The sequence below is a fragment of the Marinospirillum sp. genome (genome assembly GCF_014859565.1).
Map to the genome: position 1 here is coordinate 1 of NZ_JACUUA010000002.1, position 17,020 is coordinate 17,020.

At 52.5% G+C, this 17,020-nt stretch carries 17 protein-coding genes; 8 read left to right on the forward strand and 9 right to left on the reverse strand.

Annotation, left to right across the window (positions count from 1 at the left end; all coding sequences use genetic code 11):
• The 4 genes from IBX50_RS00495 to IBX50_RS00510 form a co-directional block, all read left to right on the forward strand.
• Nucleotides 1-947: TaqI-like C-terminal specificity domain-containing protein (locus IBX50_RS00495; RefSeq protein ID WP_292252513.1), on the forward strand; the 947-nt coding region annotated here is incomplete at its 5' end.
• A 9-nt stretch (nucleotides 948-956) separates the two neighbouring features.
• On the forward strand, nucleotides 957-1,250 hold the full coding sequence (locus tag IBX50_RS00500) for a nucleotidyltransferase domain-containing protein (RefSeq protein WP_292252515.1): 294 nt from the start codon (nucleotides 957-959) through the stop codon (nucleotides 1,248-1,250).
• Nucleotides 1,247-1,723 (forward strand): hypothetical protein, encoded by a 477-nt coding sequence (locus IBX50_RS00505; RefSeq protein WP_292252517.1) that lies wholly within the window; start codon nucleotides 1,247-1,249, stop codon nucleotides 1,721-1,723. Before IBX50_RS00500 ends, IBX50_RS00505 begins: the two co-directional genes overlap by 4 nt.
• A 124-nt stretch (nucleotides 1,724-1,847) precedes the next feature.
• A complete protein-coding gene (locus tag IBX50_RS00510) occupies nucleotides 1,848-2,678 on the forward strand; it encodes a DUF3037 domain-containing protein (RefSeq protein ID WP_292252519.1) in 831 nt (276 codons plus the stop codon).
• A 12-nt stretch (nucleotides 2,679-2,690) separates the two neighbouring features.
• Here IBX50_RS00510 and IBX50_RS00515 read toward each other — a convergent pair whose 3' ends face one another.
• From IBX50_RS00515 to IBX50_RS00550, 8 genes are read right to left on the reverse strand one after another with little or no spacing between them, the layout of a single operon-like run.
• Nucleotides 2,691-4,259: a SulP family inorganic anion transporter gene (locus tag IBX50_RS00515; protein ID WP_292252521.1), complete on the reverse strand. Its 1,569-nt coding sequence runs from the start codon at nucleotides 4,257-4,259 to the stop codon at nucleotides 2,691-2,693.
• A gap of 7 nt (nucleotides 4,260-4,266) precedes the next feature.
• Nucleotides 4,267-6,111: a V-type ATP synthase subunit A gene (locus IBX50_RS00520; RefSeq protein WP_292252522.1), complete on the reverse strand. Its 1,845-nt coding sequence runs from the start codon at nucleotides 6,109-6,111 to the stop codon at nucleotides 4,267-4,269.
• Nucleotides 6,111-6,809: a hypothetical protein gene (locus IBX50_RS00525; protein WP_292252523.1), complete on the reverse strand. Its 699-nt coding sequence runs from the start codon at nucleotides 6,807-6,809 to the stop codon at nucleotides 6,111-6,113. Before IBX50_RS00525 ends, IBX50_RS00520 begins: the two co-directional genes overlap by 1 nt.
• Nucleotides 6,809-7,492, reverse strand: a complete 684-nt coding sequence (locus IBX50_RS00530) for an ATPase (RefSeq protein ID WP_292252525.1) — start codon at nucleotides 7,490-7,492, stop codon at nucleotides 6,809-6,811. The genes IBX50_RS00525 and IBX50_RS00530 overlap by 1 nt, the downstream gene beginning before the upstream one ends.
• Nucleotides 7,493-7,520: 28 nt before the next feature.
• On the reverse strand, nucleotides 7,521-7,967 hold the full coding sequence (locus IBX50_RS00535) for an ATP synthase subunit C (RefSeq protein ID WP_028303529.1): 447 nt from the start codon (nucleotides 7,965-7,967) through the stop codon (nucleotides 7,521-7,523).
• Nucleotides 7,955-9,733, reverse strand: coding sequence for a V-type ATP synthase subunit I (locus IBX50_RS00540; protein WP_292252526.1), 1,779 nt, complete (start codon nucleotides 9,731-9,733; stop codon nucleotides 7,955-7,957). Before IBX50_RS00540 ends, IBX50_RS00535 begins: the two co-directional genes overlap by 13 nt.
• Nucleotides 9,730-10,335, reverse strand: a complete 606-nt coding sequence (locus IBX50_RS00545; protein ID WP_292252527.1) for a V-type ATP synthase subunit D — start codon at nucleotides 10,333-10,335, stop codon at nucleotides 9,730-9,732. The genes IBX50_RS00540 and IBX50_RS00545 overlap by 4 nt, the downstream gene beginning before the upstream one ends.
• A 14-nt stretch (nucleotides 10,336-10,349) precedes the next feature.
• Nucleotides 10,350-11,717: a V-type ATP synthase subunit B gene (locus tag IBX50_RS00550; RefSeq protein ID WP_292252528.1), complete on the reverse strand. Its 1,368-nt coding sequence runs from the start codon at nucleotides 11,715-11,717 to the stop codon at nucleotides 10,350-10,352.
• 214 nt (nucleotides 11,718-11,931) lie between these two features.
• On the opposite strand from IBX50_RS00550, the gene IBX50_RS00555 reads away from it, so the two are divergent.
• The 4 genes from IBX50_RS00555 (at nucleotide 11,932) to IBX50_RS00570 (ending at nucleotide 14,901) form a co-directional block, all read left to right on the forward strand.
• Nucleotides 11,932-12,654 carry a 5-oxoprolinase subunit PxpA gene (locus IBX50_RS00555; protein WP_292252529.1) on the forward strand — a complete coding sequence of 241 codons (723 nt, stop codon included), beginning with the start codon at nucleotides 11,932-11,934 and terminating at the stop codon, nucleotides 12,652-12,654.
• Nucleotides 12,644-13,351, forward strand: a complete 708-nt coding sequence (pxpB, locus tag IBX50_RS00560; protein WP_292252530.1) for a 5-oxoprolinase subunit PxpB — start codon at nucleotides 12,644-12,646, stop codon at nucleotides 13,349-13,351. Before IBX50_RS00555 ends, pxpB begins: the two co-directional genes overlap by 11 nt.
• Entirely contained in the window at nucleotides 13,348-14,304 is a 957-nt protein-coding gene (locus IBX50_RS00565; protein WP_292252531.1) for a biotin-dependent carboxyltransferase family protein, read from the forward strand. Before pxpB ends, IBX50_RS00565 begins: the two co-directional genes overlap by 4 nt.
• A 159-nt stretch (nucleotides 14,305-14,463) precedes the next feature.
• Nucleotides 14,464-14,901: a c-type cytochrome gene (locus IBX50_RS00570; protein WP_292252532.1), complete on the forward strand. Its 438-nt coding sequence runs from the start codon at nucleotides 14,464-14,466 to the stop codon at nucleotides 14,899-14,901.
• Between the two features lie 73 nt (nucleotides 14,902-14,974).
• Here IBX50_RS00570 and rep read toward each other — a convergent pair whose 3' ends face one another.
• Nucleotides 14,975-17,011 carry a DNA helicase Rep gene (gene rep, locus IBX50_RS00575; protein ID WP_292252534.1) on the reverse strand — a complete coding sequence of 679 codons (2,037 nt, stop codon included), beginning with the start codon at nucleotides 17,009-17,011 and terminating at the stop codon, nucleotides 14,975-14,977.
• Nucleotides 17,012-17,020 lie beyond the last annotated feature (9 nt).

The following is a 17,020-nucleotide window of genomic DNA, read 5'->3' on the forward strand; positions in this document are numbered from 1 at the left end:
TTGTGATTGATCAGGCAACACGAGACTTGCTGGTACAGCAAGACCCGGCATCGGCTGAGATCATAAAACCTTATATTGAAGGAAAAGATCTAAAAAAATGGTATACACAGACACGTAATCTCTGGTTGATATTTACCCGACGCGGAACAGATATTGAGAAATATCCTGCGGTTAAGGGTTATCTTGAGAGTTACCGCGACAAGCTTGAGCCTAAACCCAAAGATTGGTCTAAAGAAATGGAATGGCCGGGAAGAAAGGCAGGAGCCTACAAGTGGTTTGAGATACAGGATTCCATTGGCTATCACGATGAGTTCCGCAAGATAAAGATACTATGGCCAGATATTTCAAGCTCAAATGATTTTTCTATGAATGCTGATGGCAGCTTTTTAGCGAATACAGGATATATGCTGCCAAAAGCTGACTGGTTTTTTTTGGGTTGGTTAAATTCGAAAGTATTCAAGTTTTTGTTTGAAGCACGATCAACATCAATTAGGGGTGGTTTCTATAGATATATTCGGCAGAATATTGAAATCATACCTGTTCCCCCCGCTACACCAGAACAGCAGCAAAGCATCGGACAGCTGGCGCAGCAATGCCAGCAACTGGCAGAGCAGCGACTGCAGGTCAGCCAGTATTTTACCCGTCGCTTGCTGGATGATCTCTGCCCTGCAAATGCAGCTGCCCAACCCAGCCTGAACCAGAAATGCCAGCAATGGTGGCAACTGGATTTTAAAACCCTGCAGGACGAACTGAAAAAAAGCTTCAAACTCAAAGCAAAAGACACCTTGATACCGGTGGCAGAACGCAACAGCTGGCAAGACTACTTCACCGCAGAACAGCAGAAAATCTGCCAGCTGGATCAGCAAATCCAGACTGCTGAAGATCAGCTTAACCACGCAGTCAACCAGCTGTTTGGTTTAACCCCATCAGAGGTGGGCAGGTTATGAGGAAAACCAATGCGCCTGACTCCTGAAGAAGTGACCGCAATCAAAACAGCTGTACATCAGGCTTTTGGCAGCCAGGCTAAGATCTGGCTGTTTGGCAGTCGTGTGGATGACAGCAAAAAAGGTGGCGATATTGATTTGCTGGTGGAACCACCGAATGGCTGTGAAGGTCTGCTGGATAAAAAGCTGCAGGTGTTATCCACACTGATGCTGGCGCTGGGCGAACAGAAGATTGACCTGGTTGTGGCACGAGATCCTTCACGGCTGGTTGAGCAAGAAGCCAGAAACAAAGGAATTGAGTTATGAATGATGAGCTGAGCAAAACCAAGGTCGAAAAAGCACTCAGGGAGTGTGAAATACATCTGAAACGCATGGCCTATGCGCGTGGCAAGCTGGCTGTATTGATGCCAATGAGTGAGCAGGGTTATCTTGCGCTGACGGAAGAGCAAATCGAGTCACTGGATCAGTATATTTTCCGCTACATCAAAATGCAGGATGCCATGGGTGAGCGGTTGTTCAGGCAAATGCTGGATCTGCTGGAAGAGCCAGCGCGCAGTCAGCCCTTTCTGGATAAACTCAATCGACTGGAGCAGTTGGGTGCCATCAGCAGCAAGGAGGTATGGTTGAAACTGCGTAATCTCAGAAATCTTCTGACGCATGAGTATGAAGATGATTCGGCCAGTATGAGCGAAGTCATCACTCGGGTGTATGGGGTTTATCCGGAAGTTGAAGCCACTTACCAGCAGGCTGCAGATTTTATACGGCCTTATCTGCACTGATTGCGGACTTGTCGCATTTACCTACGGATTGGCTGGAGGCTGATCCAAACTCAGGCTCAGAGCTGGAGCAAAAGATCAGTGTGCTGATGCAGTGTGAAGAGTGTCACTTTCTGGAGTGGTTGTTATGAGCCGTATGGCCTGCAAATTTAAAGTTATCCAGTTTATCCCTTTCAGCGAAACAGAGGAGTTCGCCAATGTGGGGATAGCCCTTTTTTGTCCGGAAAGAAGGCAATTACACTTCCAGCTGGCATCGGGTCGGTTTCAACGTATCACCCATTTTTTTGAGCAGCTGGATGTCAGGATTTATAAGGCCACGATAGAGTTTATCCGTGAAGAACTTGAGCGGGTGCAAGCGTTATTGGTCAATGAATACCAGCAGTCTCTGGCTTTACAGATTTTTGATGAGGCTACACGTGAGAAAGGCGGTTTAATCCGTTTTTCCGGCCCGAAGTTTGTTTATGCAGAAACGCCTCATGAAAAAACCAGTGAGCTTTTCCAGCATTATGTTGAGCGGAGCTTTACAAAAACGCCCGACTGGGAACAGCAGCTTGTGCAGCGTGTGCGCGACATCCTGCATGGCTTGGGTGTTGCTCAGCATTATAAAAAGGAAAAGCTGACAGCAGGTCTGCACTCACAGACCTTCCCTTTTGTTTATATGAAAGATGGGGTGCCGTTACGAGCCATCAAGCCGGTTGTTTTTCACCAGCAACAGCCAGAGCGTGCAGTTGATCGGATTGATAAGCTGGATAAAAAGCTGAGCGAATTGACGGGGCAAGGAATTATTAAAGAAGACAACCTGTTACTTGAGGTCAGCCTGAAAGACGATCTGGATAGCAGGGCAAGGGAATATATCGAGAAAACTCTCAGGGAGTTCAGGGAAAAGGGACTGGCAGTGATTAACGCAGATGATGAGAAATCCTTGTCAGACTTTGCCTGCCAGCCTTTTTCAATTTGAAGCCGAACCAGCTCAACTCTGCTTCCCCTGCACGGCTTCATCCAGGTGGGTAAATACCAGGTCAGCATGAATATGCGGCAGGTGGGCTTCGAGTAGTTGGTTGCGCAGGTGGGGGCGTACGACCAGTTCCACATCCAGTTGGCGGCTCTGGTAGTGGGCAACAGCTTCATCCAGCATCAACAGGGCGCTGGCATCCAGCAGCTGGATTTTGCGGCAATCAAGAATAATCTGGCGGGTATCCAGCACTGCATCCACTGCTTCAATACGGTCCAGCATGTGGCTGGTGGAACCAAAAAACAACGGCCCCTTGATGTGCAGGATGCGCACTCCTTCTGTCTGGCGATTCAGGGAAGGTAGATCGTGGTTCACCTCAAAACTGACTTCGGCACGTTGTGCCAATCGCCAGGTGATAATGCCCATCGCAAGAATGATCCCTGCGGTTACCGCAATCACCAGATCTGTGAAGAAGGTCAGCAACAACACCGTGAGCAGAATGGCAAATTCACTGCGTGGCAGCACCTTTGCCATTTTGAAAATACGCAGATCCAGAATATCCACACCCACTTTCAGTAGAATACCGGCCAGAACTGCCAGCGGGATGTTTTCAGCCAGAGGTGCCAGTCCCAACAGCAAACCCAGCAGAAGCAAGGCATGAATCACACCACTGAGGCGGCTGTTGCCTCCAGCTTTAACATTCACCACGGTACGCAGGGTAGCACCGGCACCCGGCAGCCCACCGATAAAAGCACAAAGCATATTACCCAGCCCTTGTCCCATCAGCTCTCGGTTGGGTTGATGATGAGTGTGGGTGATGGAGTCAGCAACCAGAGACGTCAGAAGACTATCGATGCTTCCCAGCACTGCCAGAGTTAAACCGAGGGTGAAGATCAGTGTCCATTGATCCAGTGCAAAACCAGGCAGTGTGAACTGCGGCAGGGTTGAAGGCAGGTTGCCAATTACCGGCACATCCATGGCAAAGTGCAGGCTGATCAGGGTACATACGACCAGCGCTACCAGTGGGGACGGTAACCAGCGGCTGATACTGGCGGGGGTCAGAAAAACCAGCAGCAGTGTAATGCCACCCAGCAGCAGTGCCTGCAGGTTGATGTCTTGCAAGTGTTGAGGCAAGAGTAACAAGGCTTGCAAGGGTGTCGAGGGTGCAGTTTGCCCCAGCAGTGGAGCCAGTTGTAATACCAGAATAATGCCACCAATGCCGGTCATGAATCCAGATATCACTGGGTAGGGGATAAAACGCACCAGAACACCGGCACGCAGGGCTGCCAGCAACAGCTGGAACAACCCGGCCACCAGTACCACCATCATTACCAGTGATAAATTGTTGCCGAGCATAACCAGTGCCGAGGCAAAAACAATGGTCATTGGGCCGGTGGGGCCAGACACCTGCACACGAGTGCCGCCCAGCAATGCCGTAACCAATCCCAGTGTTATGGCACCATAAAGCCCGGCCAGTGCACCGGCACCGGAGGCAACACCAAACGCCAGCGCCAAGGGCAGTGCCACAATACCGGCAGTCAACCCGCCGGAGAGGTCTCCGGCCAGGTTGCTGAGTTTATAGGTCATGGGGGGATTATTGGCTGTCTGTTTCAGTAGCAACTGGCAGCGGGAAGTGGTTCAGCTGATGGATTTCATTCCAGTAGCGTTTGAAATCCGGACTGCCTTCACGGCTGTAGTTGAGGTTGCGGAACAACCCGGTCAGACGGGTGAAGTGTTCACGCGTTTTGTCCTTGTCATCCAGATGTGGATGTTCATACAAGCAACGTTTCAGCAATTTAAAAAAGGTCTGCTGGCGCTGCATAGAGGTGGAAGCATCCACATCATCAAAGGCATCCTGCTGCAGATACACCTGATCCAGGCACTGGGCGCGGTTGTAGGTCAGAAAGTCATCCAGCGTGACCCCTTCTTCACCGGTCACCTGCATCATCTGTTGTACGTCTTCACCCTGCACCAGTAACTGGTGCATCTGTTTAACGTCTTTTACCCAGCCTTCACCCAGATTTTCACCGTACCAGTTACTGAGTTGATCCAGATAACGTGACCAGGAGATCAGCGGATCAACCGCTGGGTAAGCCCGTTTGTAGGCACGATCTGCACTCAAACCCAGGAAGGTTTTGACGGTACGCAGGGTGGACTGGGTCACCGGTTCTTCAAAGTTACCACCTGCCGGTGAAACGGTGCCGATTAAGGTCAGGCTGCCGTATTCACCTTCGTTGTTGCGGATTAAACCAGCACGTTCGTACAGGGTACGTACCGAGGAATCCAGATAAGCAGGGAAGGCTTCTTCACCGGGGATTTCTTCCAGTCGACCGGAGGTTTCCCGCATTGCCTGTGCCCAGCGCGAGGTGGAGTCGGCAATAACCAGCACGTTGTAACCCATCTGGCGGTAATACTCACTCAGTGTGATGCCGGTATAGATGGAGGCCTCACGCGCAGCCACTGGCATGGAGGAGGTGTTACAAATAATGATGGTGCGATCCATCAGAGTGCCGCCTTTGGGATCGGGCAGTGCTGGGAATTCCGTGATGGTTTCCACCACCTCACCGGCACGTTCACCACAGGCTACTATCACCACAATATCCACATCAGAGAAGCGCGAAATCAGGCTTTGTAAAACTGTTTTACCGGCACCAAACGGCCCCGGAATACAGGCCGTACCACCTTTGGCCACCGGGAAAAAGGTGTCGATCAGGCGGATGGAGGTCAGCAGAGGCTGCTCCGGATAACAGCGTTCACTGAAGCGTTGAGCCAGCAGCGGTTGGCACACCGGAATACGTACCGGCCAGCGTTGTTGCATGGTCAGTTCATGTTCTTTGCCGCGATGATCACGGATACGGGCAACGGGGGTGTCCACCGTGAAGGTGGCTTCCTGAATCCAGGTGATTTCCACTTCACCCATCTGATTAAAAGGCACCATGATTTTGTGTTTGAAGCGACCTTCCTGCACATGACCCACCGGATCACCGGCTTTTAATCGTGCACCAACCTTCACACCCGGTTGAAAAGCCCATTGTTTCTGACTGTCGATGCCTTCCACCTGCAAACCACGGGGCAGGAAAAAACCATGCTGGGAGGCAATAATTTCCAGTGGGTTCTGCAGGCCGTCATACACCTGACCCAGCAAACCCGGACCCAGGGTCACGGACAACATCTGGCCGGACTGGCGCACCGGATCACCAATGGCAACACCACGGGTGTTCTCAAAGACCTGTACATCGGCTTCACCATGGCGCACCCGTAATACTTCGGCCTGCAGGTATTCCTGTCGGCCATCGGCAGGTGTACGTGTTGGGCAGATATACACCACTTCGTTTTTGATCAGGGGGTAGAACTGTCCCTGCTCATCCGTTTCCAGCCGCAGGGTGACAATATCATCCCTGACTCCGGCGACCCGGGCAGTAATCTGTGCATCCTTCATCAGGAGAGTTCCTCAAAGGCTGATTGCAGGTGTTGCGTGATGGCTGGTGATTCCAGCAGTTGTTCACTCATGCGCTGGAAAGAAACCAGTGCTTGGGTGGCATCACTTTTAATATGTTTTTCCGCCAGTCCCCAGCGCAGTACAAAACAGATCACGGTTTCCAGCGTGAACTGAAAGCTGCGCTCTACAAATAACAAATCTTTCCACAACCAGGCGTTCAGCTGTTGTTCCAGCTCTCCGGAATGGCCTTTCTGCAGCAGCGGTTGCAGCTCTGCCAAAAACGGTAAGGCGTTGTCCAAACCGAACAGCGGTTCGTGCCAGCGGCGGCGGATCTGTCCTGTCCAGCGTCCAAAACCGGAAAAATGCTCCGGCCCGATGCGCCCCTGCTGACGATAACGCAGGGCGGCCAGCAGCGTTTGCCATTCCAGCCGGAACTGGATGCGTTCACGGATAGCGGGTGATTCCAGTTGGTTGAGCTGATGCTGCCAATCCTTGACCAGTGTTTGATCCGGCAGGGTTTGTAGCGACAAGTCACTCTGGTGGTAGAGCTTTTCAGCCAGTTGCAACTGCTGCAAATCTTCATCACTGAGCATCGTCAGGCGGCGATCCAGAGCAATTCTGGAAATCGGCAGCTGTTTGCACTGTGCCAGTGGTGGCAGATTGGGCAGTGCAGTTACCAGAGTGTAATAACCTGTCACTAGCGGATCACTCCTTCCAGCAGTGCACGGAAGCGTGGCTGCAGGTGGCGCAGCAGCAGTTTGGCAATGGCCTGATCAGTCAGGTCCACTTCCATGTCCTGCCCCACCAGCCTTACACGAATACCTTCACCTTTATGGCTGTTAAAGCTGACACCTTCACGCAGCAGTTCAGCCGACAAGGACTGCACAAACTGGCTGAGGCGGCCTTCTTTGTATTCACTGGCGTTGCGGCGCATTTCATCCAGACCGATGATGTTGTCCGGCAATAAGACTTCCACTGCAGCGGCTTCATTCAGGCCGGATTGATCACGCACCCGACCCACCAGCTCCAGAATCATGCGCTGCATGAATTCCTGATTGTTCATCTGCTGCTGGATCAAACGATCCACCTGATCGGTGAAACTGCGCGCCAGGCTTTCTTTTACATCCAGCAGCAGATCACGAGCCGCCATTTTCAGGGCGTCTTCCCCAGCCTGACGCCGCTGAGCTGCTTCTTTGCGTGCTTGTGTCCGTAACGATTCCGCCTCTTCTTGTGCCTGTTTCAGCAGCAGTTCGGCTTCCTTCTCGGCATCCTCAATAATCCGACCGGCTTCGCTGCGCCCTTTCTGAACACCCTGTTGCCGCAGTTGTTCAATCAGCGCTTCGATGCCGGATGAGGCGTGGTTTTTTTCCAGTTCAGTCATGTTCAGCTCCCGTGAAACCTTTCATTAACTAGGCAGGCACACCGGCACTGATCACCAGAGCAAAAATGAAGGCAAAAACCGCAAAACCTTCCACGATGGCAGCCGGTGCCAGTGACATACCGAAGATTTCTGGACGGATTTTTGAAACATTAATGGCAGAAGCACAGCTGCGACCCTGATAAATTGCACTGAACATCAGTGCCAGGCCGCAGAGCAGGCCAATGGCTGCCAGACCCGGTGCATTACCCAGTGTCAGTTCACGGTTCAGGGCAAACATCACCACAATACCGTAGATGGACTGGGATGACGGCATGGCAGAAATACCTATGTAGCGGCCATGGCCGGTTTCGGTTTCCAACAATGCGCCCGCTGCTGCCTGACCGGCCAGCGAACAGCCAATCATGCTGCCGATGGCACCCAGTGCCATGGGGCCGTACAGGCCTGCCCAGCCAAGAGCCAAGATCAGGTTATCCAAGGTGTTACCTCCCGTTTTGCAAAGGGCTGGAAGGGGTAACCTTCATCAGCCAGACTCCAGTTATAAAACTCGATCAGGTTCAGACGCAGGCCGTGAATGACCCCGCTGACCACGGTTAATACAAAATTGAGCAGATGACCCACCAGCAGGATCAGCATCTGTAGCAGCAAACCAATACCCGGCATGGCTGCACCTACATCAGCAGCCAGCTGGTTAAAGGTAATCGCCAGCGAGGCACTGGCTAGACCTAGCGCAAACAGACGCAGGTAGCTGAGAATATCGCCGAAAATTTTGGTGACATTGGTGAGTGCCAGCAGGCCGGAGACCAGGGTGCCAAGGCTGAGGCTGGATTTTGGTGCCGAGAAGAGCAACACCAACACCAACCCAAGACCAAAAATCACCCAGTGCAGTGTTGTGAAGCCGTAAATCCAGCCGATCAAAGCGATGAACACCGAAAGTGCCCAACCCACCGAGGAGAGACCTTGGCTGGATTTACGCCTGACCCAGGCCATCATCAGGTTGCCGAGAATCAGGTGTCCGGCACCAATACAGATGGACAGGGTCATCATCGAATCAAAGTCGTTGAGGTCGAGGATTTTTAATGAACCCAGCAACGGCAGCGGTGCGGAGGCACCAAAATAACTGCCAACCAGCACACCCCAGAACACCCCGGCTCCAGTCAGTGCGGCACCCATGGCGCGCAGGCGGCGTCCGGTTTCGGTTTGTCCCATGGATTTCCAGTACCAGAGCAGAATGGCCCCCAGCAGCAGTGAATAACCGGCATCCGACATGATAATGGCAAAAAAGCTGACAAAGGAGAAAAACACCACCCGTGATGGATCCCAGCTGCGGTAACCGGGGGTCTGGAAAAAATTGACCACTTCTTGTCCGCCACCCACCTTTTCCGGGTTTTCCAGCAGTGTAGGGGGCAGTTCTTCCATGTTGGGTTGTTCCAGCAGCAATACCAGCCCCTGTTGTGTGGCAAAACTTTGCAGTTGTTTCAGATCTCGTTCAGCAATCCAGCCCTGCAGGGCAAACAGCTCATCATAATCCTGGGTCTGATCAGCCACTTCGGCCAGCAGTGCCGCATCTTCGGTGTTGGCAATGTTGCGTTGTAACAGGTAAATCCAGCGAGTCAGGGCTTCACGCTGGGCTTCGGTGGCTTCCAGACTGATTTCTGACTCTTCCAGCTGTTCGCGCAGCTGGCTTAAAGGCACGTCACCGGTATGAGTACGTGGCACCGGCATCAAATTGGCATCGGGTTCTGTTGCTGCAACCACCACTATGTAGGTGTGGCGGTTGTCCTGATGTACGGATATCCAGGGCAGCGTGGTGTGTTCCACTTCTTTCATCTTGAAGTTGGGCACCAGATAGAACCAGAATTTCTCATTACTCAGATGATCCGGATCGGGCAGGGAGAATTCACCCCAGGGTTCCAGATCCTTGATACGTTTTTGTAGAAAATCGCGCTGTTCACTCAAGGCAATACGTTCGCTGCGATTTTTATCCACCTCAAGCAGCACCTGTTTTAAGTTCAGCTGCTTGTCACGGGTGACCTGACGCCGTTTGTTCGGGCAGCTCAGCAGATACTGCAGTGAGCGCTTTAACAGCTCCGGATTAACGTCTTCCTCAGCAGCGGCACGCGACTCCACATCATGCAGTGGAATGATGTGCATCAAACCCAGTTGCTGCAGGGCATCCAGCGTTTGTAGCTTGTTCTGGGTCAACCCGATCAGGGAGGCTTTTTCAAGCTGCAGAATACTCATGCCTGACCTGCCTTGAGCCGTTTGTTTTTGGCAATTTTGGAGGTGACCACCCCGGCGCGTTCACTGTCCGACAGGGCAATACGAATCTTGCGGATGTTGCGTTCCGAGCGTGGAATCAGCACCTTGTCAAACAGGTTCAGGCGCTGGGTAGTTTTTTGCAGACCTTTTTCCAGCAGCTCCATGCGTTTGTTCAGTACCTGTTGATGCAGCTGTAACTCAGTGGCCTGAATCAGTAGCCGAGTCAGGTGATCCATCCAGTGATCAGTCGCCAGTAATGAATAGGGTTTGGCGACTAGCTTAAGGCTTCGGATTTCCGGCAGGCGTAAACCCACCAGATTAGCCTGAGCAATATCCAGTGTCTGGACTTCCACCAGTTCACTGGCATGACCGGAAAAATTGGACAACATCGGTAATTGTTCGCGGATTTCCCGCTGTAACTGGTTCAGTTGTTCATCACCGCTCAGCAGCAAGCGCCGTGTTGTAGCACGGGCAGCCAGTAGCTGTTTGCGTTTTAAATCCAGCGCCGGAACAAACTTCTTGTAGGCTTTGACCTTGCGGCCTTCCTTGTTCAGCGTGCTTTTGTTCAGTGCCAACTTACTCACGGCAAAGACTCCTGTCAGGCGTTTTCAGTGGCAATCTGGTGCGGAAAATACTTGTCGATCAGGCTTTGTTTCATCAGCAGCTCTTCTTCACGGAAACACTCCGCCAGCGTTTGCCAGCCCAGATCCAGGGCTTCTTCCAGTGGCAGGCTGACATTGATGTCCATAAAGCGTGATTGAAACAGGCGACCGAACTTTAACACCCGCTCATCAAACTCACTGAGTTCAAACGACATGGCCTGTTTCTGCTCAGCATCCTGTGAAGCGGCATAAAAACGGATCAGGGTGTTCATGATCTGGCTGTGATCTTCACGGGTGACCTTACCAATCACGTGCTGTTTCAGACGCGAGAGTGAACCAAAGGGATCAATCACACCATTGTGCAGGTAAAACTGGCCTTCGGTGATATAACCGGTGTTGTCCGGTACTGGGTGAGTCACATCATCACCGGGCATGGTGGTCACCGACAGGATGGTGACCGAACCGGCACCCTTGTAGTCACAGGCTTTTTCATAACGCCGTGCCAGTTGGGAATACAGGTCACCGATATAACCTCGGTTAGAGGGTACGTGTTCCATCGAGATGCCCACTTCTTTCAGGGCATCAGCATAAGCGGTCATGTCGGTCAGCAGCACCAGCACTTTTTTGCCTTCACTGACGGCATAACGCTCAGCCACCGCCAGCGCCATATCCGGTACCAGCAGGGCTTCCACGGTGGGATCAGAACCCTGATGCACAAACATTACGGTACGTGCAGCTACACCGGCTTCTTCAAAGGTACGGCGGAAGAAATAGTAGTCGTCAAAAATCAGCCCGATGCCACCAAACACTACGATGTCAGCATCCGCCTGAGCACCAATACGAGCCAGCAACTGGTTGTAGGGTTCACCGGCCACCGAGAAAATGGGGATCTTCTGGCTTTCGACTAGACAGTTGAACACATCAATCATTGGCACATCCGTACGGATCATGCGGGATGCCAGGATACGCCGGGATGGGTTAACGGTCGGGCCGTCGATTTCGATTTTTGGTTCTTCAGTCAGAGCCGGACCACCGTCAATCGGGTGACCGGTGCCGGAAAAAGCACGTCCGAGAATATTGGGTGAAAAGGTGACTTCCATCGGGCGACCAAGAAAACGCACCACCGAATGGGTGGATAAGCCCTTGGTGCCAGAAAAAACCTGCAGTGAAACCTCCTCACCTTGCAGCAGGATCACCTGTGCAGTGCGGGGCAGTACATCCTGCATTTCGTCTTTGCTTTCGATGAGTGCCAGATCACCAAAACTGATCTGGGAGGCACCGGCTTCAGAGGCGGGAACGTGTACCTTGACGATGTCACCAACAATCTCAAGGATACGGGAATAACGGATTAACAGCTGGGACACATCCACCTCCATGCAGAGCAATTAATGTTGCTGTTGTAATCTTCTTTATGCTGATTTGCAAGAGGAATCATTGAATCATGGGTCACGATTCATGATTGCCTGTCTTGCCGTCAGAATCCAATCCAACAAGGGCTTCAGGTTAAGATCAACAGATGAAGCTTTTGGGTCAGTCGTGTTATGTTTTATTGCAACTTAACAACAAGATCAAAAAACCATGCTTATCAATGCCGATGTAGGTGAAAGTTTCGGTGCCTGGCCAATGGGGCAGGATGAACTGCTGATGCCCTGGCTGGATCAGGCCAGTATTGCTTGTGGTTTTCATGCCGGTGACCCGGATGTGATGGCAGCGACTGTAAAGCTGGCATTAGAGCAGGGCGTGGAGATGGGTGCTCATCCCTCGTATCCCGATCTGCAGGGATTTGGGCGGCGCTCCATGCAGCTGCCCCCGGATGAAGTGCAACACCTGCTTCTGTATCAGGTGGGAGCCTTGCAGGCGATTGCTCAGGCAGAAGGTGGCAGTATCCGTTATGTAAAACCCCACGGTGCGCTGTACAACGATATGTTGCGAGATCCCCATCTGCTGGATGCCGTGATGCAGGCCGTGGCACGGCTGAATCAGCATCAACAACACCCGCTTAAACTCATGTTGCTGGCGCGTGCGGATAACTCAGCGGTGATCCACAAGGCCACTGAATATGAGTTGCCACTTTATTTTGAAGCTTTTGCCGATCGGGCTTATACCCCAGAGGGTTTGTTGATGCCACGCAACCAGGCCGGAGCCGTGTTGCATGATTTGCCAGCCATTCAGGCGCAGGCACAGCAGTTATTACGAGGGCAGCCAGTCAAAGCCGACAGCCTGTGTGTACACGGTGATCATCCGCGTGCCGTGGAGATTGCCGAAACCCTGTTCCGGTTGGTTAAACACCATGCAATATAAGCTCTACCGTGCTGGTTTAAGCGGGGTATTGCTGGTGCTGGCGGATCAGGTTACACCGGGACTGTCACAACAACTGCGCCAGCTGCGTGAGTACCTGCTGGAGCAGTTGGCCGATATCCAACCGCAACTGACACCTTCTTACACCAGCCTGTTGCTGGAATATGATCTGCTGCAAACGGATCATCAAAGCTTGCTGGACAGACTGGAAACCCTGCTGGTGGATTGGTTGCCACCACCATCCACATTACAGGATGCTCCACTGGTTCAGTTGCCAGTGTTTTATGACCCGCAGGTCGGACCGGATTTACAACGGGTTGCCAGTGCTTGCAACTTGTCGATTGATGAAGTGATCCAGCTGCATTCATCCTTGGATTATGAAGTCTGTGCACTGGGATTTGCGCCGGGTTTTGCTTACCTGTCTTTAACACCGCCGGCTTTATCCATGCCGCGCCTGGGTCAGCCCCGAGCGGTAGTACCCGCCGGTAGTGTGGCATTGGCGGATCGTCAGACGGCAGTTTACCCACAGGACACACCCGGCGGCTGGAATCTGCTGGGCAGAACCCCCGTTAAACTTTTTGATCGAATGCGGGACTCGCCCAGTCTGTTGCAACCCGGTCAGCGGGTGCAGTTTGTGCCGATTGATCAGGCCGAATTTTTACGTCTGGGTGGCTCGCTGACACAGGTACAACAGCCATGAGTTTTACCGGGGTTCGGGTGCTCAAGGGTGGTGTGCTGACACTGGTGGAAGATGCCGGACGCTGGGGGGTGTCGCATCTGGGATTAACTCAGGGTGGGGTGATGGATCGCCATGCCTGGGCTTGGGGTAATCGTTTGCTGGATAACCCCTGGGGCACAGCAGCACTGGAAATCACCCTGGGTGGTTTACAACTGGAGTTTTTGCAGTCGACCTGGTGTGCATTAACCGGTGCAGACATGCAGGCACAAGTGGATGGATTGCCGCAGGGCAACTGGCAGTCTTTTTATGTGCAAGCAGGCAGCCGACTGGAGCTGGGTTTTGCCCGTACTGGTATGAGAGCTTATCTGGCGGTGGCTGGTGGTTGGCAGACGCCGGTTGGACTGGGTGGCAGTCGCAGCAGTGTACAACGGGAAATGCTGGGTGGTCAGGATGGCCTGGGTAGTGCCTTGCAGGCTGGCGATCTGTTGCCTTTGCAAGGTATTGCCGCTCATACTTTGCATCGCCGTGCTGTACCGGATGACTGGTTGCCAGATTATTCCCTGCCGTTAACCCTGGGTGTGATTGAAGGGTATCAAGCTGAGCAGCTGGGTGCTGCTTTCCGCAAGGCTTTTTATCAAACCGACTGGCGACTGACTGCGGCCAGTAGTCGCATGGCAAGTTTGTTCGAGCCGGATGATGAACTGCCAGAGCTGCTGAGGCAGGCTACCTCACCTCTGGTTTCAGAAGCACTGGTGGCAGGCAGTATTCAGCTGTTACCCAGCGGTTTGCCGGTGGTGGTGATGGCTGAACGTCAAACTCTGGGTGGTTATCCCAAAATAGGTGCGGTTTGCCCGATGGATCTGGATCAGCTGGCGCAGCAGGTTCCCGGCAGTTGTATTTGTTTTAAGCCGGTTGACCCGATGGATGCAGGGCGCAGAGAAAAAGCTTTTTTGCAGTTTTTTCGTTCTGGTTGATACCAAAGGTCAGCACGTAGATGGTTACGAAGCAGGAGTTTCTTGGGTATAATCGCCCGACTAAATTTTTCCGCTTGATTTTAAAATAGACAGGCTCCCATCGGTTAAGGCTTAACAGCCTGGCTCGGTTGGCCTGAAACCAGACTAGAGGTGGTGAGAGTGAAACAGAGAATTCAGGTGTCCCGCATCCTGGCTGCTGCAGCCGTTCTGGGTTTTGGTGTGCTGATGGCGCTGCAGGTGCAGGCACGTAATGCAACTCCCGAACAAATTGCTGAGCGTCTTAAGCCTTCCGGCGAATTGTGCCTGCAAGGTATGGATTGTGGTGGTGTAGCTGCTGCACCTGTGGCTGCCGGCCCCAAGTCCGGTGATCAGGTGTACAACAGCGTTTGTATGGCTTGTCACAATACCGGTGCAGCCGGTGCGCCTAAAAAGGGTGACGTCGCTGCCTGGAGTACACGTCTGGCTCAGGGTGTGGACACACTTTATGATCATTCTCTGAACGGTATCCGTGGTATGCCTGCTAAGGGTGGCAACCCGAATCTTTCTGATGCAGAAGTTAAGGCAGCAGTGGATTACCTGATTGAAGCCAGCCGTTAATCACGCCTGAGCAATAAAAAAGGCGGTTGCCGGATTTTTTCGGCGCCGCCTTTTTTGTGCCAGCACAAACGGTTCAGCTGTTCAGCATGGCTTTTAAAGCACTGATCCTGTCTTTCTTGCGCTGTTGTTTGTCTTCCACTGTTTCTTCTTCCACATTACGGCCTTCCCACTTCAGATCCTCCTGCGGCAGTTCATCCAGAAAACGGCTGGGGGTGGAGTTGAGCATTTCCCCATAGGTTTTGCGCTGTTTGGTGAGTGTCAGCGTCAGTTGTTGTTGTGCGCGGGTGATGCCTACATAGGCCAGTCGCCGTTCTTCTTGAATGGTGTCGGCTTCAATGCTGTTGCGATGTGGCAGCAGTTCTTCTTCCATGCCCATCAGGAACACCTGTGGAAACTCCAGCCCCTTGGAGGCGTGCAGGGTTAGTAGTTGCACCTTGTCGGAGTCATCCTCTTCTTCCTGTTGTTCCAGTAAATCACGCAACACCAGTCGGGCAATGGCTTCTCGGATACCAGCCTGGTCGTCTTCTTGCTGCATTCTTTTCAGGGTTTCTGCCAGCGAGTCAATCAATACCCAGATGTTGGCATAACGCCTTTCTGCCACTGTAGGCGAGCTGGCATTCTGGTGCAGCCAGGCTTCGTAATCCATGTCGCGGATCATTTCACCGATGGCTGCTATGGGGTCGTCTGTTTCACAACGGCGGATGATGCCATCCAGCCAGTGGGTGAAACGTCGCAGTCGCTCCACCTGATTTTCTTTCAGGTATTGTTCCAGCCCCAGTTCATGGCAGGCAGCAAACAAGCTGACACCCCGATCCTTGGCATAAATAGCCAGTTTTTCCAGAATCGCCGGGCCGATCTCCCGGCGCGGAATATTGATGATGCGCAAAAAAGCATTGTCGTCAGATGGGTTAATCAGCAGACGCAGATAACCCATGATGTCCTTGATTTCGTTGCGGGCAAAAAAGCTGGTACCACCACTGATCTTGTAGGGAATCTGAAAAGCCTGCAGTTTGATTTCCAGAATCCGTGACTGGAAGTTACCCCGGTAAAGGATGGCAAAATCTTTCCAGTGCACCCGCTCCTTAATACGGCGGGTCATGATTTCCGCAGCAATACGCTCCGCTTCGGCTTCTTCGTTGGGGCATTCAATCACCCGGATGGGATCACCATACCCCAGCTGGCTCCAGAGGTTTTTTTCGTGCAGGTGTGGATTATTGGCAATCAGCTGGTTGGCCGCTTTAAGAATACGCCCGGTGGAGCGGTAGTTTTGTTCCAGTTTGATGATTTTTAAATTGGGGAAGTCATCACCCAGCTGAATCAGGTTTTCCGGTCGGGCACCGCGCCAAGCATAAATGGACTGGTCATCATCCCCCACCACAGTAAAGGTTTTGCGCAGGTTGGTCAGGAGTTTCACCAGCCGATACTGGCTGATGTTGGTGTCCTGATATTCATCCACCAGCAGGTAATGCATCCGGTGTTGCCACTTTTCCAGTACTTCGGGCTGCTGCTGAAACAACAGCACCGGCAGGCGGATCAGGTCATCAAAATCCACCGCATTATAAGCACGCAGGTGGCGGTTATAGTGCTCATACACCTGTGCTGCCAGACGAGCAGAAGGGTTTTCCTCTGATGCCTGTGCCGCCATTTCCGGCTCCACCAGATCATTTTTCCAGTTGGAGATCAGATGCTGCACCTGATTGATAATGTCGGCATCCACCTGAGCATCCTTGTGCATCAGATCACGGATCAGGGCTTTGGTGTCTTCGGTGTCAAACAGGGAAAAACCGCTTTTATAACCCAGGTGTTTCACTTCCTTGCGGATGATGTCCAGCCCCAGTGAGTGGAAGGTGGATACAGTCAGCCCTTTGGCTTCTTCTCGACTGAGCATTTTACCGACCCGCTCACGCATTTCACGGGCTGCTTTGTTGGTGAAGGTGACAGCGCAGATGTGACGCGCGGCCATGCCCCGCTCACGAATCAGGTAGGCAATTTTGCTGGTGATGACACTGGTTTTGCCGGAACCGGCACCGGCCAGTACCAGTAGTGGGCTATCCACCTGCTGTACGGCTTCCTGTTGATGATCATTCAGTCGGGCAAGAATTTTCTGCATGGGGGCATC